General features: G+C 66.8%; 10 protein-coding genes. 3 read left to right on the top strand and 7 right to left on the bottom strand.

Annotated elements, in window-relative coordinates; genetic code table 11:
- On the bottom strand, window positions 1-1,956 hold a 1,956-nt coding region (locus BKH28_RS06955), incomplete at its 3' end, for a DUF5979 domain-containing protein (protein ID WP_256695523.1).
- 999 nt (window positions 1,957-2,955) lie between these two features.
- On the opposite strand from BKH28_RS06955, the gene BKH28_RS06960 reads away from it, so the two are divergent.
- Window positions 2,956-4,560, top strand: a complete 1,605-nt coding sequence (locus BKH28_RS06960) for a cation:proton antiporter (RefSeq protein WP_075418117.1) — start codon at window positions 2,956-2,958, stop codon at window positions 4,558-4,560.
- 71 nt (window positions 4,561-4,631) lie between these two features.
- On the opposite strand, the gene BKH28_RS06965 is transcribed toward BKH28_RS06960, so the two are convergent.
- The 5 genes from BKH28_RS06965 to BKH28_RS06985 all read right to left on the bottom strand — a co-directional run bounded on the left by BKH28_RS06965 (window position 4,632) and on the right by BKH28_RS06985 (window position 12,604).
- Window positions 4,632-5,492 (bottom strand): glycoside hydrolase family 16 protein, encoded by an 861-nt coding sequence (locus BKH28_RS06965; protein WP_075418118.1) that lies wholly within the window; start codon window positions 5,490-5,492, stop codon window positions 4,632-4,634.
- A 319-nt stretch (window positions 5,493-5,811) separates the two neighbouring features.
- A complete protein-coding gene (locus BKH28_RS06970) occupies window positions 5,812-8,505 on the bottom strand; it encodes a sialidase family protein (RefSeq protein WP_075418119.1) in 2,694 nt (897 codons plus the stop codon).
- Between the two features lie 549 nt (window positions 8,506-9,054).
- The gene (locus tag BKH28_RS06975; protein ID WP_075418120.1) at window positions 9,055-9,597 is read right to left on the bottom strand and encodes a hypothetical protein; all 543 of its coding nucleotides are present in this window, start codon (window positions 9,595-9,597) and stop codon (window positions 9,055-9,057) included.
- A gap of 347 nt (window positions 9,598-9,944) precedes the next feature.
- A complete protein-coding gene (gene metX, locus BKH28_RS06980; RefSeq protein WP_075418121.1) occupies window positions 9,945-11,168 on the bottom strand; it encodes a homoserine O-acetyltransferase MetX in 1,224 nt (407 codons plus the stop codon).
- 11 nt (window positions 11,169-11,179) lie between these two features.
- Window positions 11,180-12,604 carry an O-acetylhomoserine aminocarboxypropyltransferase/cysteine synthase family protein gene (locus BKH28_RS06985; RefSeq protein ID WP_075418122.1) on the bottom strand — a complete coding sequence of 475 codons (1,425 nt, stop codon included), beginning with the start codon at window positions 12,602-12,604 and terminating at the stop codon, window positions 11,180-11,182.
- Window positions 12,605-13,420: 816 nt separating this feature from the next.
- Between BKH28_RS06985 and BKH28_RS06990 the strand changes: the two genes are divergently transcribed.
- Window positions 13,421-14,836: an NlpC/P60 family protein gene (locus BKH28_RS06990; protein WP_081380076.1), complete on the top strand. Its 1,416-nt coding sequence runs from the start codon at window positions 13,421-13,423 to the stop codon at window positions 14,834-14,836.
- An 80-nt stretch (window positions 14,837-14,916) separates the two neighbouring features.
- On the opposite strand, the gene BKH28_RS06995 is transcribed toward BKH28_RS06990, so the two are convergent.
- Complete coding sequence (locus BKH28_RS06995) at window positions 14,917-15,417, bottom strand: inorganic diphosphatase (RefSeq protein WP_075418123.1); 501 nt, start codon at window positions 15,415-15,417, stop codon at window positions 14,917-14,919.
- Between the two features lie 236 nt (window positions 15,418-15,653).
- On the opposite strand from BKH28_RS06995, the gene dacB reads away from it, so the two are divergent.
- Complete coding sequence (gene dacB / locus BKH28_RS07000) at window positions 15,654-17,045, top strand: D-alanyl-D-alanine carboxypeptidase/D-alanyl-D-alanine endopeptidase (protein ID WP_075418124.1); 1,392 nt, start codon at window positions 15,654-15,656, stop codon at window positions 17,043-17,045.
- Window positions 17,046-17,118 lie beyond the last annotated feature (73 nt).

The raw sequence follows: 17,118 nt of genomic DNA on the forward strand, positions 1-17,118 counted from the left end.
GGGGACGTCGAGTGTTCCCTTGGTGCTGTCGGGGTCGTTGCAGGTGTAGCCGACCTTGACGGTCTCACCGGCCTGCGGGGCGTAGTCGCCCTTGACACTCTTCGACACCGAGAACGTACCCGTGTCACGGACGTAGGAATTCGTGAAGGCCGCCGTCGCGACCGGCTCAGCCGGGTCCTTGACGGTGATGGTCTGGGCCTCGGGGGCCGTCAGGGTGTAGCCGTCGATCGCGGCTGTCTTGGTGTCCTCGGTGACGGTGCACTGCGTGCCCGTGGGGACCTTCGGTCCGGAGACCGCCTCGCCGTTGGCCTTGGCCTTCAGTGTGCTCTCGGTGCCGTCGGTGCAGGTGTAGGTGAAGGTGAACTCCTTGTCACCGGCCTGCGCACCCGTCACGGTCTTCGTCACCTGGAAGGTGCCGGGCGCCTTGGCGACGTCGGCCGTGTTGTTGAGGGTCACCTTGGTCGACACCCGGTCGCCGATCGTCAGAGTGTTGGTCTCCGTCCTTCCGACCGCGAAGACCGGCTTGCCCCAGGCATACCCCGAAGGAGCGGGAGAGGCCTGGCCGATGTCCTCGGACAGGGTGACGACGGTTCCCTTGGGGAAGGTGCCCTGGAAGGTGTTGGTCTTGCCGATACTGATGTTGAGGACGGCCGTGCCGGAAAGACCATCGGCGTTGAGCGTACCCGGGGCCTGCCAACCGGCGTATCCGCTGGCAGGGCCGGGCAGCACGTAATCGACCTTGACCGGCAGGGTCGTGTTTGCGACGTCGACGGCGTCCAGGGCCGCACCGCCCAGGGTCTTGGAGACCTCGAAGCCGCCGAAACCGGGGGCCATGTCCACGGTCACCTTGAACGAGTCGGCGTAGCTACGGGTGAACTCGCCATGAGCCTCGGAGTGGTTGAGCGAGGCGGCGTTGGTGTACTGCGCGCCGGCGATGGCCTTACCGTTCTGGGAAGTGAATGTCACCGGGTAGGAGATCCTGTAGTTGGAATCAGGAGCAAAAGGGCCCGTCACCTTGATCGTGGCGACCTGCCCCTGGATGTCCACATCCAGGTCGAAGTCTCCGTACTTCGTGCTCAGGTCCTTGCCCGCTGCGCTGGTCAGGGACACCCCGGAGATGCCGGGCTCGGCGGCGCTGTTGCGCAGTCCGAGGTACCACCTGTTCTTGTCACCATTGAAGGTCATGCCCGAGCCGAGCGTATCCGTGATGGTAATGGTCTCACGGGTCTGACCGTCCGAGGCGATCGGGCTGTCCCCCTTGGCCAGCTGCTCCTTGATGTAGTCCGAGCCGAAGTTGACCTCCCACGTCATAGTGGAGGAGGCCGACGTGATGACCGAGGAGACCTTGCTGAACTTGAGAGCCGTGTAGCTCCGTGCAGCGGGGCCCTTGATGCCGCCGGCGCCGGGCAGGCGGACGCTCACCTTCTGGCTGCCGTTGACGGTCATATCCACTGACTGGGCCGTCGTGGCCTGGGTGATGAGGAGCAGTGCCTGGCCCGAGCCCTTGAAATCCTTGAATCCCGCTGCCTTGAGCTCTTCAACCTTGTCGCCGAAGGTGCACTCCATGGTCCTTTCCGTCAACTTGCACGCACCCACCTCGGTGGACGTGCCGTTGTAGGGAAGGTTGAGGGGGACGGTTTTCGGGTTCTCCAGGTTCTTGAAATTAGCGCCGAGGTCGATGGAGAAGGAGTCCCCCGGGTTGACGGTGGTCTTGGTGGCATCCCACGTGTAGGACAGCTTGGCCACGTCCTGCGTCGTGAGGCCCTCTGATGGGAAGTCGTTGCCGCTGCGGTCCGACTTGACCAGAGCGAGACCAGACAGATTGATGTCGGTGTTGACGGCGGCTTGGGCCTGCAAGGGCACGATCATGCTCGCAAGCAGTGTCAGGAGGGCGAGCCAGGCGGCCGTCGACTGCCCCCTAGACGCGGTGCGTCTGCGATCGGCAGGAACCTGCATGTATACATCCTCTTCACTAGGGATCGGCGGTCTGGGGATGACCGTGAGTAACTGGTGAATAGTATCGTGATGAGGAAATTCAGAACAAGGGTTGTGGTGTGCTTGACGAGAGCTTTGGGGGTGTTATCAGAATGTCATAGAAATGTTGTGAAAAAGATATCTTTGGGGCTGCTAGAAAAGTGTTTCACCCTGTGTTTTCGTTGCGATTCGGGGATGCCTGCGTGTGGGGAGGGTGTTCGTGTTTGTTTAGTTCGGAGGGTGATTGCCTTACTTCGTGAATGAGTTTCGAGGCATAGGTCTGCTTGTGTTGAGAAATGTTGGTGTCGCTGTTTGGGCTTCTTGATAAATGGGGGAGTGGTTTCTTGGAGGCATTCAAGGGCAGTGGGGTAATTTCGTCTGACGTTGAAGCTGTGGTGCGATTCCTCGTCCATTTGCCTCACTCATGATGTGGCCTCTGAGCCTTGAGTTGCTCTCGTGCTCGCCGGCGAGTACGAGAACTCGCGGGAGGTCGCTCGCTGATTCGGTCGCCTAAAAACGCCCATCGCCCCCTGGCGCCTGCGAACGTAGTCTCGCGCCTCCTGATCTCATCAGCGTGGCCGCCGCAGGGTGGTGGTGTCCAAATCGGTGACAAAGGAGCTCCGGTGTCGCCAGGTCGGTAGAAGAAACGTTGGAATCGTGCGGTTTCTTCTTGTCGGTTCTGCCCCGTTCCAGGCCTTTGTCACCGATTTGGACACCGCCAGGTGTCTCGTTCGTGAGGGCAGAGGTCCGCTGGGCGCCTACACCGGCGCCGGGTCCACCTGCGCTCGATCCGCGCCAGCTCACCTCACCGGAAGTGAGCAGAGGTCACATACGCGAATCGAGTATCACCAGGGGAGCTGAAGGAAGCGTCTGTAGGCTGCGCCCGGCCCGGACCTGGGTCAGACCTGGTCCCAAGCCCGGCTGCTGCGGGCCGGCCGCAGTCAGCTCGGACTCAGTGCAGGAAGGGAAGCCGGCAGCCTCATGACCATCGACATGATCGTCGCACTCATTGGCGCCTCGATTATCGCCTACGCGATCGCCAACAGGTTCAGGCTCATCGCCCCAGTACTTCTCATCGCCGCGGGTGTGGGCGTCGCCCTGCTCCCGGTTGGGAAGGAGATGTACCTGCCCAGCACGGTGGTGCTCACGATGTTCCTGCCGATCCTCCTGTACTGGGAGTCGCTGTCAGTGTCCCTCAACCGCATGCGGAGAAGTCTGCGCGGCATCATCCTCAGCGCCACGGTCCTTGTCGCCATCACGGCTGCCCTCATCACCCTCATCGGCGTCTTCACTGGGCTGAGCGTAGGAGCCGCTCTCCTCATCGGGGCCTGCCTCGGCCCCACTGATGCCACCGCCGTCTCCAGCCTGGGACGCGGCATCAACCCCAATAGCCGCACCATTCTTCAGGCCGAGTCGCTTCTCAACGACGGCACGGCCCTGGTCATCTTCGCCATCGCCCTTCAGGCCGCGCAGGACTCCTCCGGTGTCACCGCGGGGCTCGTCGCACAGCAACTCCTCCTTTCTTTCGGGGGAGGAACTGGTGTAGGAGTCCTCGTCGGTGCAGTAGTCACGAAGATCGGCATCCGGGTCCGCACCATCACCGACGACCCCATGCTCGCGACGATCACCGCCCTGGCCACCCCGTTCGTCACCTTCTTCCTCGCTGAAGAGGTTGGCGGCTCAGGCGTGCTCGCCGTCGTCACCTGCGGAATCGTCGTCTCCCGCTTCGCTGCCCCGCACCTGTCCCTGGGCTCACGAGTCCTCGGCATCCCGTTCTGGACGATCCTCACCCACATCCTCAACACCATTCTTTTCGTCATGGTGGGGGTGGAGCTCCCCGGTATCGTCGCTGAGCTACCCCGCGCTGATCTCATGCGCGGCCTCATCCTCATCCCCATCATCTACATCGCTATGGTGGCTGGGAGGTTCGGCGGGCAGCACCTCATGATCTACTCCATCCGTGCCCTTGACCGCCGTCCGGAGCAGCGCCTGCGACGCACCAATCTCCGTGGCCGCATCGTCTCCACGGTTGCCGGCTTCCGAGGCGCGATCTCACTGGCGATGGCACTGTCCATCCCGGTCTCCTTCGACGGCACCGCCTACACCGAACGCAACCTCATCATCCTCGTCGTTGCCGGTGTGACTCTCCTGTCCCTCCTCATCCAGGGGGTCGCCCTGCCCTACGTGGTCCGCTGGGCTAACGCCAAGCCCTCGGCCGGGGCGCAGACCGCTGAGTCAGTCGAGTCGCAGGAGACCGAGGCCCTCGCCGACATCCTCGCCGACACCATCAGTCAGCTCGATGCCATCGCAGAGCGCGCGGGCGTCGACGACGCCGCAGCCATCGAGGCGGTGCGCGCCGATTACCGACGTCGCCACGAGTCCGTGCTCAATTCGGCCACAGAGGGTGAGGCGCGCGTCTACTGCGGCTCGGAGAGCACGCTGCGGCTCGCCGTTATCGAGCATCTGCGCGAGCGCATACACGGCCTGCGCTTCGCCAGCCGTATCGACGACTCCACCGCCTTCAACGTCAACCGGCGCCTCGACGTTGAGACCCTCCACATCAACGGCCCCCTCGACGTCGAGTGAGTCGTGGGTGAAGACGGAGGACGGCAGCGAGGAGGTGGGGTGCCGGCGCACCCCACCTCCTCATTCACCGGCTAGTCCATGGAGTGGACCTGCAGGTAGTCGACGTCGAACTGCGCTTCCTTGAAGTTCCTGGCGTCCAGCTTCCCCCAGTAGTGGCTCCCCGTCTGTGTAATGAGGAGAAGGTGGTAGGGGGTGTTGGCGCCGAAGCAGCGATCGAAGGCCTGCTGGTTGCTGGATCGCAGTACCTCATGGAATCGCTGGTTGTCGAAGAAGAACGTGATGCGTTCCGGAGTCTTCTCCATCCGGTAGGTGTGCCAGGCGCTCAAGTTCGGCTTGTTGCTGATGCCCTTGCCGCTCTTGTTCTTCCCGGACTGGTCGAAGTGGACCGTCGACTCAGCGACTCCTTTGGCCCGGCCGCCCCCGTAGGTCTCGACGATATCGATCTCTCCGCCATTCGCGGCCCCGTCCGGCCTCAGCCAGATTCCGGCCCACAGGCCGAGGTTGCTCTGAGGGAAGCGCGCTCGTACTTCGACGGCGCCATAGACGAAGGAGAAGAGCCCTTCGGTGGTCAGTGATGCCTCGTTGACGTGACGAACGGTTCCGCCCTTGTCGTACCTGTTCTGCCAGCCGGTCTTGGGAGTTGAGCGCTTGCGCCAGAACAGGTGGCCCGCTCCGCCACTCACGCTGTGGGTGTCATGCGTGATGACGCCCCAGTCGTAGTCCGTGTACGTGTCGCCCTTAGGTTCCTTCTCCCGCCACCGTGCGGTGCTGAAATCTGAGCCATCCGTGAACTGCTCATCGAAGATCAGAGTGCTGAAGGAACGTGATGGAGTGCTTGCGAACGCTGTGGTGGGTGCGAGTAGACCTGCGGCTGTGGCTCCGGCGCCCAGTCCGAGGGTGGTGATCAGTGAACGTCGTGTCAAAGGGTTCATTGTTCTCCTCCTACAAGATACACGAGTGGTATTTACGGTTGGAATCTGATTTATTCTTGGCGTCGCCCCCTTGTGTTGCCAGCACGTGCGCATCTTGTGAGCGCTCGCCTGGAGTCGTCGTATCGTCACGCAGAAGGTGCTCTGCGATTGTTGTTATCCTACAAGTCAATTAATCGCTCGTCCCATGAACGGGATACTTGTTGTGGGCAGTCTGAGAACGGCCTTATTGGTGCGGAAACACGCAGTGAGGGGTGGGACGCGCCGGTGCCCCACCCCTCAGTCAGTGCTCAGAGCCGGGTCGAGCCGGCTCATCGCGTGTTCAGTTCTTCGTGCGACGAGCCCGCAGAAGGAGGTACCCGCCGACAACCGCGACACCCGCAAGGCCCAGGACAAGCAGCGCGTTGGCCCCCGTCCGAGACAGGCTGCGCCCGGTCTTCGCCGCGTGCGTCGGCGAAGCGCTCGGCGCACTGGCGCCACCGGTCGGCTGCGCCATGGTGCCGTCAGTCGGCCGATCAATCTCATCGGGCTCCATGCCCGGCTTCGACGTCGCCGCCGCGTTCCGGCTCGGTGCCGGGCTCGCACTCGACGTCGGCCGCCCCGACTGCGTCGGCACCGCGGTCGCCCTCGGGGTCACCACTGACGGCGCCCGACCCGTCGCGCCCGGCGCGGGAGCCGAGCTCGGCTGTGGAGCCGGATTCTCCGACGGCGCAGCACTGGGCTGCGTGCTCGGCGCTTGCGTGGGCTCAGCAGAAGGCTCCGCCGTCGGGGTCTGCGTCGGCTCGGTCGCCGGAGCGGATGACGTCTCCGGTGCAGGCGCAGCGCTCGGTTCAGGCGCAGAGGACGGCTCAGGGGCCGGCGTGGGCTCAGCGCTCGGGGCAGTCGTGGGCTCCGGCGCCGGGGCGCTGCTCGGCTCAGGTGCGGCGCTCGGCTCGGGCGCAGAGGACGGCGTAGGGGGCGGTGTGGGCTCAGCACTCGGCGCGGCCGACGGCGTCGGCGACGGGGCCGGGCTCGGCTCCGGCTGCTTCTGGCCGCACTGCTCGCCGAGCCAGTTCATTGTGAAGCTGCGGTACCAGATGCCTCCGTAGCTCGCTCCCTCACTGGCGTCCTCACTGAGCAGGCCGATGCTGCCGTCGGACTGCACCGCGATCGTCGTGTAGCCGACGAAGGGCTCGTGGAAGACCTTGCTGGTCGTCCAGGAGGCGCCGTCGTCGCAGGACATTGAGATGGTGCCGCGGTCACGCGACCACGGTCGCGGGTTCGGCGAGTGGCTCAGCAGCAGCACCTTGGCGCGCGGGTCGTCGGGGGCGGCGTTCGGGAAGGCCCGGATGATCTGGGCGTTGTCCACCGAGTCGGGCAGGTTCTCATCGGACACCGGCTCGCTCCAGGTCTGCCCGCCGTCGGTGGACCGGGCCACCTTGCGGAAGCCGGAGCCGTCCGAGGCGCGCGAGTTGAGCATGAGGGAGCCGTCGGAGAGCTCAACGACCTTGTTCTCATCCATGCCGGTCCCGGTCGGCTGACCGGCCTGCCAGGTCTTCCCGTGGTCGTCGGAGTAGACCGAGACCGCCTGCACCGCGCCGCCGGCGGTCCTGATCGTGTACTGCTGCACCAGGCGCCCGGCGTGAGGGCCGTGCTGAATCTGGATGCCCTGGCCCGAGGCCGCGAAACGCGCGGTCCAGGGGTTGTCCTTCGTGATGTCCGCGGTGATCGTGCGGTGCGTCCAGGTCCAGCCGTTGTCCGTGGAGGTCGACACCTCCGCCTGGATGATGCCCCGGTTCTCAGGGTCGGTGCCGGCGCGCGAGCCGCCCCAGCCCTGGTCGTAGGACTTGACGTGGAAGTTGAAGATCGTGCCCGTCTGGTGGTCGACGACATAGCTCGGGTCGGAGTATCCGACCTTCTTGCCGGTCTCCGTGCCCTGGTGGATGTAGGTGGGCGCCGACCAGGTCTTGCCGCCGTCGGTGGAGCGGCGCTGGACGATGTGGTTCGGGTTGGGGGCGTCGCTGCCGCCGTTGCCGTTGTCCTTCGGCCGCTCGTCGTAGGAGACGAGCAGGTCCCCGTTGGGGGCGGTGGTGATCGCTGGGATGCGGTAGTTGTCGGTGGCCGTGTTGGCGGCCAGGTGCTGGGCCTGGCTCATCGAGGCCGGAAGGTCCGTGCTCGCGTCGGGCGCCGGGGCGGGCTCGGCCTGCGGGTGGTTGCCGACGACGCTGATCGGGTTGCCGGTGGCGGTGAGCGTCTGGAGGGCGGTGCCGTCGGTGCCGGTCGCCGTCAGGGTGATCGACGGCGTCCACCGGCCGGCGTCGACGTCGGCCTGCGTGATCGTGTGGGTGAGCGGCTTGCAGTTGTAGACCGCACCGTTGCCCGGCTTGAGGTTGCCCCAGTGGCACTGGCGGGCCAGGTCGTCGAAGGAGGAGCCGGTGGCGGCGACGTTGATCGTCTTGTCCGACACCGAGCGGATGCGCACCGTGTAGCTGACGGTGTCGCCCAGCTTGTAGGTCTCCTGGTTCGACGACGGCGTGAAGGACTCGACCCGCAGCGAGGTGGGCTTGACCGGGCTCGTCGCACCGCTGATCGTCTCCGGGGTGCTGAGGGCCGGGCCGGCGTACTCCACGGCCTTGACCTCGTAGGCGATCTGCGGAGTGAAGCCGCCGGCCTTGAGGTCCTCGGCGGTCACCGTGTGCGTGGCCAGACCGGAGCAGTCGGTCTTGGTCGTCCCGGCGGGGACATTGCGCCAGCGGCACTTGGAGACGTTCCCGGACAGGTTCGTCGAGGCCGGGGCGTAGGAGTGGGCCTCGCCGCTGGTGTTGGTGAGGGTGATGTTGAAGGTCATGACGTCGCCGACGGAGTAGAGCCCGTCGGCGGGGGCATTCACCTGCGTGATGGTGACGTCCGCCAGGCCGTCAGTCGTGGGGGTGGCGTGCACCGGGGGCGCCGCGGCGATCAGACCGGTGGCGGCCAACGGCAGGGAACCCAGGAGGGCGGGCAGGCGCCTCCGGGAGAAGGGACTGTGGGATGTCATAGATGTTCCGTTCTAAAAGGCAAGGCAGCCTTGCCTGCGTCAGGAAAAATGTTGACGACAGATGTCAGATGACTTGCGATAAGGTAACGGAAGATCTCAGTTCTGCAAAGTCGGGCGAGTTGCAGGATGCCTGTCGCTCGCTCTGTGGTATTTAGGGCGCCCCGATGTGGTGTGTCGAGCGGCGGTGGGTCAGGGTTAAGCGGGGCGGTGCCGTGCCGGCGGCGTCGTACGCCTGGGCGGAGTCCCGCTGCGGCCTCCAGTGCGGGGCGGGGGCTGGGTGAGCGACTGGCCCCCGCGCTCACGCCTGTGAGAGGCCTCTGCCGTTGTGCGGTGGGTCGTTTCCCTGGTCAGCGGCACCATCCGCACGGTTGCCGCAGGCGACTTTCGCCCCCGGATCATCCACGGACGGGAGCAGAGCGCCCGTGCTCGCAGCAGTTGGCGCGGCTCCCGGCGCCTACCGCCAGGGAGCCACTGGCAAGGCAATGGACGGCTCGGGGCGTGCTGCTTGGCTTGGAGCTGTCTACCATTTTGTGTACACCGCCCCTCGGGTCAGGGAGATTCTGTGTCGCGTAGGGGGTCGGAGTCTTCAGGGTAGAATGTCAATTCCTGCTTCGGTCCTGAGGCGACCTGCGGTATGCGATCGCCGACGAGTTCGAATAAGGAAGTGAGCATGCGGATGTTCTGACGCAAGTCGGCAGTATTCTTGCCGTCTCGGACCGCATATGAGACCCTCATTGTCAGGACATGTCCGTCGGGGTAGCCCCAAGCGAGCAGTGGTCCCGAAGCGTTGTTCTCGTAAGTGAATCCCTGACCTTCCACATTGCTGGAAGAAATCCTCTCCACTTCCTTGTTCTGCATGGCTCGGTCGAACGGGACGGTGGCTACGCCTTCGCCGAAGTCCTCTACGGTGCGCCCCTGGTAGTGGATTTCAATCTTAGAGAAGGCGGTATCGTCGGGGAAGTATATTCTGCAGTGAAGAGTGGGGAGAGTCGTCTCTTTGTTGTGGGGCTGGTCAGCGGGGGCCGGGGTGTGCTCGTAGGCGAATTTCGTGAGTTGGGAGGCGGTTACTTCTTCAATTCGCTGCGCATCCACAAGGTCGCATACGTCAACGTCACTTTTTGCGGCACTAGTGATGGATGCTGGTGCGCTGGTTTTGCTGGTTGCGCCGCATCCGCTGAGAGTGAGTGAGAGGCCAACTGCGAGTGATGCGACAATTAAGGGAAGCGTTTTTCCGGCAGTTGTATTTGACTTCACTTCCGTTTCCCCCTCAGTTGTGCCGCGATGGCAGGAGTCGGTGCGAATTTCTTGAAACTCGTTGTTTAATGTATCTGAACTTGGATCTCTTGGGTGTGGAGGTATATTCGGGTCGTGATCAGGGTGGACGCGCAGTGCTGCCCGCCGAGCACTTCAGGCGCCTTTTGGGTGGCCGGTCTGAGATATCAGGGAGCCTCGGCCAGGAAGTCGCGCAGGATGGTGTCCATCTGCTCGGCCTCAATGAGGAAGCCGTCATGCCCGTGCAGGGATCTGATCGTCTCGCGCCTCGCGCCGGGGATGCCCTCGGCCAGCTCCTCGGCCTGGGCGGGCAGGAAGAGCCGGTCGGAGTCCACATCCACGACGAGCGTGCGCGCCTGCACGGTCGCCAGCGCCGCCTCGATGCCGCCGCGTCCCGTGCCGACGTCGTGCACCATCATCGAGTGGGTGACGATGAGGTAGGTGTTGGCGTCGAATCGCGCCAGCAGCTTGCCGGCGTGATAGTCCAGGTAGGACTCCACCTGGTAGCGCCCGCCCACCGCCGGGTCTTCCTCGCCCTGGTGACGCCGCCCGAAACGCTCATCCAGCTCGGCGGCACTGCGGTAGGTCGTGTGTGCCAGAGCCCGCGCCAGGCCGAGCCCCCGCACCGGCCCCACCGAGTGGGAGTAGTAGTCGCCGTCGAAGAAGAAGGGGTCGGCCACGATCGCCAGCTCCTGCAGGTGACACCAGGCCAGCTGGTCGGCGGTCGTCGAGGCGCCCGTGGCCACCAGCGCCAGGTTGCGCACCCGCTGCGGGTGGGTGACCCCCCACTCGATCGCCCGGTGCCCGCCCAGCGACGCCCCGATGACCAGGTGGAAGACCTCGATCCCCAGGGCGTCGGCCAGGCGCGACTCGGCCTCGACGGCGTCGCGCGTGGTCAGCCACGGGAAGCGCGACCCCCAGGGGCGCCCGTCCGGCGCCGTCGACGACGGGCCCGTCGAGCCCTGGCAGCCGCCCAGGATGTTGGCCGCCACCACGAAGTAGCGCTCGGTGTCGATGGCCCGCCCGGGCCCGACCAGGTCCGACCACCAGCCCGGCGTCGGGTGCCCGGGCCCCGCCTCACCGGTGACGTGGGAGTCGCCGGTCAGCGCATGCAGTACGAGGACCGCGTTGTCGCGCTGCGGACTCAGCTCCCCCCAGGTCTCGAAGGCCAGGACCGTGTTCGGCAGGACCTCCCCGGACTCCAGCGGCAGGTCCCCGATCTCCAGGAACCGACGGCGCCCCGGCTCGTCGCCGGGCCTCCAGGCGCCCGTGGGGGAGCCGGCCTTGCGGTCCACCAGCTTGGAGGAGGCCGTCCCCACGCCGAAGGCGGCCGGCTCAGTCTCGGTACTGCCGCTGGAGACGGGGTAGGAGGAGGACGTGGTCGCACTCATGGCATGCCGCCTCAGGCCCCGGCCGCCGCGCTCGCGTCGCCCGCCCCGACGGCCCGAGCCGCGGCCAGGCCTCGCTCGAGGTCGGCCAGGATGTCGTCGATGTGCTCGATCCCCACGCTCAGGCGCACGGTCCCGGCGCTGATCCCGGCCGCGGCCAAGCCGGCGTCGTCGAGCTGGGAGTGCGTCGTGGTGGCCGGGTGGATCGCCAGCGAGCGCACGTCCCCGATGTTGGCCAAGTTGGAGAACAGACTCAGGGCATCGATAAAGGCCGCCCCCGCCTCACGCCCGCCGGCCAGGTCGAAGGTGACGATCGAGCCCGCCCCGCGTGGGCAGTACTTGCGGTGCAGCTCGTAGTAAGGGCTTGAGGTGAGCCCTGAGTAACGCACCGAGGCGACGTCGTCGCGCCCCTCGAGCCACGTGGCCACCGCCAGGGCGTTGTCCACGTGCCGCTCCATGCGCAGCGAGAGCGTCTCGATGCCCTGGGCGATGAGGAAGGCCGAGTGCGGCGCCAGCGCGAAGCCGAGGTCGCGCTGGCCCTCGGCGCGCGCCTTGAGGATGAAGGCCAGGTTCGCGCCCAGCGGGCTGCCCACCCCCAGGTCCCGGGCGTAGACCAGGCCGTGGTAGGACTCGTCGGGTGTGTTGAAGCCCGGGAAGCGCTCGGGCTGGGCTGCGAAGTCGAAGCTGCCCGAGTCCACGATCACGCCCGCCACGGATGAGCCGTGCCCGCCCAGGAACTTCGTCGCCGAGGCCACCACGATGTCGGCGCCCCACTCGAAGGGGCGGGTCAGGAACGGCGAGGCCACCGTGTTGTCCACGACCAGCGGGATGCCCAGCTCGTGCGCGGCCGCCGAGATCGCCTCGATGTCGAGGATGTCGCCGCGCGGGTTGGGGATCGTCTCCCCGAAGAAGGCGATGGTGCGCTCGTCGGCCAGCGCCGCCCAGGCGGCCGGGTCGCTCGGGTCGTCCACGAAGCGTGCCTCGATGCCCAGCCGCGGCAGGGTGTGGGTGAGCAGGTTCGTGGTGCCGCCGTACAGGGAGGGGGAGGCCACGATGTTGTCGCCTGCCCCGCCCAGCGTCACGAGGGCGAGGGTCGTGGCCGCCTGCCCCGACGACGTCAGCAGCGCCCCGACGCCGCCCTCCAGCGCCGCGATCCGCTGCTCGACGATGTCATTGGTGGGGTTGGTCAGGCGCGTGTAGATCGGGCCCAGGTCGCTCAGGGCGAAGCGGGCGGCCGCCTGCTCGGCCGACTCGAAGACGTAGGAGGAGGTCTGGTAGATCGGGATGGCCCGAGCGTGGGCGGGTTCGGACATCGGGTCGTGCCCGGCCTGGACCTGCTTGGTCTCGAAGCGCCACCCAGCCGGACTGGTGGGGGAGGGGATCGGATCGGCGCTCTGGGGGGCGGCCTGATCGGGGGTGGTGGGGTGCTGGTCGGTCATGAGGACTCCTTGGTGGTTCCCGGTGACCGGCGGCGATATCAGTGCCACGAGCGGTGCCTGCGTCGCGCCTGCGGTTGCGGCGCGGGTGTGGACGGCTGCCTGGAGCCGGCTGCGCCCGGCGTCGGAGCCGGCCCGGCAGCTGGAGGGAGCGAGGCGTCGTGTCGCTGAGTCGTCCGCCGTCACCGTCTTTCTGCAACTTCTGCGATGGTGCGGGTGAGGCGGGGACGCGCACGTGGGCCGACGGCGGCGTGCGCGTCAGCTGCGCATTCGCCCCGTAGTGGGGGTGTCCGGCCGAAGGGCCTCAGGACGACGGAACATGCTCCGACTTTAGCGGTTTCCTCCGCGGGTGGTCCAAACGCGTGTCCGCGATGTGGCTGCACAGAGGGCTCGACGCGGGTGCGGCTCCGGTCCGGCGTCCCGTTGCCGAGGGGCTGTGCCGCGGTGCTCGAGGGCCTTTCGCAAACGACGAGCCGGCCGTTTAAACCCTTATTGACCTGCACAAACGGTCATTTGTGCCGGATGTCATATCGGTCACAGCCCTATGACGGCGGCCCGGAGTCCTGTTAACGCAAGCGCAATCCGCTAACTACAGGGATGTAAGTTACGATTGTGAATAGTGTGAATTTTGTTTTCAGATGAGACCAAAGCGACTAGTGTGGTTTTGTCGCATCCGGGCTGACGCTGTCTGCCGTCTTCGTCCCCTCATCCACTCCGCGCCCCCGTGATCTCGCGGAACGGATTCCGGCGGTGGGCCGGCGCCAGTCCCCGGGTGAGGCGTCATCCTCACGTTCAGCCCCATTACGACGGAGAACCCCTGTGATCCCGATCCCCCCAAGACGACACGGACACGGTGTCGTCGCCACCGCAGTCGTGGCCCTGGCATGCACCCTGGCACCGTCGGTGCTGGCCGACCCCGTGGACCAGAGCGACATTGATCGCTCCAAGGCCTCCGAGCGCTCGACCTCCACCTCCATCGCCTCCCTGGAGGCCCAGCTCGCCCAGGAGAGCAGCAACCTGGAAGACGCTCAGATCAAGGCTCAGGTCGCCAACGAGGACTACCTGGCCGCCGTCGATGAGTTCAACACGGCCACCAAGGACGCGCAGACCGCCCAGGCCAACGCCGACGCCGCCGCCTCCAGCACCGCATCCGCCCGTGCCGACCTCGGCTCGATCGTCGTCCAGACCTACCAGGAGAGCGGCAACCCGCTCGACCCGCTCACCCCCTACCTCACCAGCGAGTCGCTGGCGGACCTGGCTGACGCCGACGTCGCCCTGACCCGTGCCGGCGAGAAGAACAACGCCAAGGTCCAGAACGTCGAGGCCCTCGAGACGGTGGCCACGAGCATGCAGGCCATCGCCGATCAGAAGGTCAAGGCCAAGGAGGACGCCAAGACCTCCGCCGCGACCGCCAAGTCCGACGCAGAGACCGCTGCCGGCGACGCCCAGAACGCCGTCGCCACCACCCGGACCAACCGCCAGAACCTCATCACCCAGCTGGCTGCGCAGCGCAACACCACCGTCGAGCTGGAGACGAAGTACCAGAACCAGGTTGAGGCCGAGCGCAAGGCCCGCGAGGAGGCCGCCGCCCAGGCGGCCGCCAAGGCGGCCTCGGAGAAGGCCTCCGCCGAGCGCGCTCAGAAGCAGGCCGAGCAGGCCACCGCCCAGCCCCAGGAATCGACCCCCGCGCCGCAGGAGCAGTCGAGCCAGCCCAGCCCGGGACACCGGGCCTCAGCCCAGGAACCCGCCACCACCTCTCAGCCGGAACCCGAAGCGGTCGATGAGGAGGAGGCAGCTCCCGCACCGTCCCCCGAGCCCGCACCGTCCTCGGAGCCCGCACCGGCCCCCGAACCCGCACCATCGCGCTCCGGCAACGCCGCCTCCACCGCCATCAGCGCGGCCATGGGCTACATCGGCACCCCCTACGTGTGGGCCGGGGAGTCGGCGTCGGGCCTGGACTGCTCCGGGCTGACGATGGTCTCCTACGCGGCTGCCGGCGTGTACCTCACGCACTCCTCGCGCGTGCAGTACGGGGAGGGGGACCAGGTCCCGCTCGACGCCGCCCAGCCCGGGGACCTGGTCTTCTGGTCCTCCGACGGCAGTCAGTCCGGCATCTACCACGTCGCCATCTACCTGGGTGACGACACGATGATCGAGGCGCCGACCTTCGGCATGACCGTGCGCGTCACCTCCATGCGCTACTCCGGCGTCATGCCCTACGCGGTGCGCCTCTAAGGTGGGGCGGGCGGTTCGTCAGTCGCGAGCTGTGGGGCCGGTGCCGGAGCATGTATGTCGCCCCGCCCGCCCGGCTAGCGTCAGTGACCCTCGCGGGCGACGCGGTCGGTCTCGCGCTGGAAGGACTGGCGGATCTCCTCCTCGGCCTCCTCGCGGCCCACCCAGTGGGCGCCCTCGACGGACTTGCCGGGCTCGAGGTCCTTGTAGACCTCGAAGAAGTGCTGGATCTCCAGGCGGTGGAACTCCGAGACGTCCTCAATGTCGGTACGCCAGGAGGCGCGCTGGTCGGCGCTGGGCACGCACAGGACCTTGTCGTCGCCGCCCTTCTCGTCGCGCATGCGGAACATGCCCAGTGCGCGGCAGCGGATGACGCAGCCGGGGAAGGTCGGCTCCTCCAGCAGGACCAGTGCGTCCAGGGGATCGCCGTCCTCGCCGAGGGTCCCGTCGATGTAGCCGTAGTCGTCGGGGTAGCGCGTCGAGGTGAAGAGCATGCGGTCCAGGCGGATCCGGCCGGTCTCGTGATCGATCTCGTACTTGTTGCGGTTGCCCTTGGGAATCTCAATCGTGACGTCGAACTCCACGGGGAGCCTCCTTCGCTCGTGTCTTCAGCTCGATGGGCGCTGGAACGGTGCCTGGTGGTCGGCGTCGATCCGGCGGGGCGGGTATTGATGGCACTAGTGTGGCGTACGACAGCGCCTGAGGTCGGTAAACGCGTACTCTGCACGTCGGCGCACCGGAGGGCAGTAACCTTCTGGGCGCCCCACCCACCTGATATACAGGCCATCCCAGCCTGTCCACAACCCAGTCCGGAGGACGTATGCGCAAGGTCCAGACCGCTGCCCTGACAGCGGCGAGCCTGCTGGTTTTCGGCGGCTACTACAGCCTGGGCGATGCTCTCGACCTGGTGCCCGGCCCGGTGACGGTCGCCTACGCCGACGTCGCCCCCCATCCCTTCCCGACGCCGATCGGTCCCAGCGCCAAGACCACCGCCCCCTCCGGCCTGGATCAGGGCGCTCCCGTGCCCTCCAAGGCGAGCCTGAACGGCTACATCCAGGGCGTGGTCTCCGACGCCGCCCTGAACGGTGCGAACGTGACGGCCTCCGTCATCGATGTCGCCACCGGCGAGGAGCTGCTGGACCGCTCGGCGTCCACCGGGGTGACGCCGGCCTCCACCAACAAGGTGCTCACCGCCTGGGCCGCCCTGTCCTCCATGGGACCGGGCCACACGCTCCAGACCAAGACGGTCCTGGAGGGACAGACCCTCACCCTCGTGGGCGGCGGTGACGTGCTGCTGGCCGAGAACGAGGGCAACCCGAACGCCACGGCCGGCCGTGCGGGCCTGGGCGACCTCGCCCGCGCCACCGCCGAGAAGCTCAAGTCCCAGGGGACGACGTCGGTCTCCCTGCGCCTGGACGACACCCTGTTCACCGGCGCCCAATGGAACGAGAAGTGGGAAGACGGCAACCAGCAGTTCGTGGCCAAGATCCAGCCGATCATGGTGGATGTCTCGGCCACCCAGAACCAGGGCTACCCGGATGACCCGGCCATGGAAGCCGCCCAGGCCTTCGCCAAGCACCTGAGCGAGGCCGGCATCACGATCGACGGCGAGACGACGCGCGCCGCAGCCCCCGGAGGGGCCCGGGAGCTGGCCTCGGTCTCCTCCGCCCCGCTGGCCGACGTCCTCGCCGTGTCGCTGAAGACCTCCGACAACACGATGACCGAGGTCGAGGGTCGGCTCGTGGCCGTGCAGGCCAAGGAGACCCCCGACTTCGCCGGAGCCTCCAAGGCCGTGCTCGCCCAGCTGCGCAAGGACGGCTTCGACACCTCAGGGGTGACGCTCCTGGACTCCTCCGGGCTGGCCAAGGGCAACAAGGTCCCCGCCAGGCTCCTGACCCAGATCCTCGCCAAGGCCGCAGGCGGTGAGGGCGGCCCCGCTGGACGCACCCTCGTCGCCGATCTGCCCGTCGCCGCCCTGGACGGGACTCTGAAAGACCGTCTGCACGACACCACCGCGGCCGGGACGGTGCGCGCCAAGACCGGCTCACTGGAGCAGATCTCCTCCCTGGCCGGGGTCGTCACCACCGCTGACGGGCGCCAGCTGGCCTTCGCGGTCCTGGCCAACGGATTCCCCGCCAGCGGCGGATTGGCGGCCGTAGCCGCGATCGACAACCACTTCGTGGCGCCCCTGGCCTCCTGCGGCTGCTCCTGAGGGACGCGGCGGCGTGTCCGGAGGATCGGCGAAAGGCGTGGGCTCGATCAGCCCGGTGACCTTAGTGAGAAAG

This window comes from Actinomyces oris (assembly GCF_001937665.1).
In the GTDB taxonomy this organism is placed as follows: Bacteria; Actinomycetota; Actinomycetes; order Actinomycetales; family Actinomycetaceae; genus Actinomyces; species Actinomyces stomatis.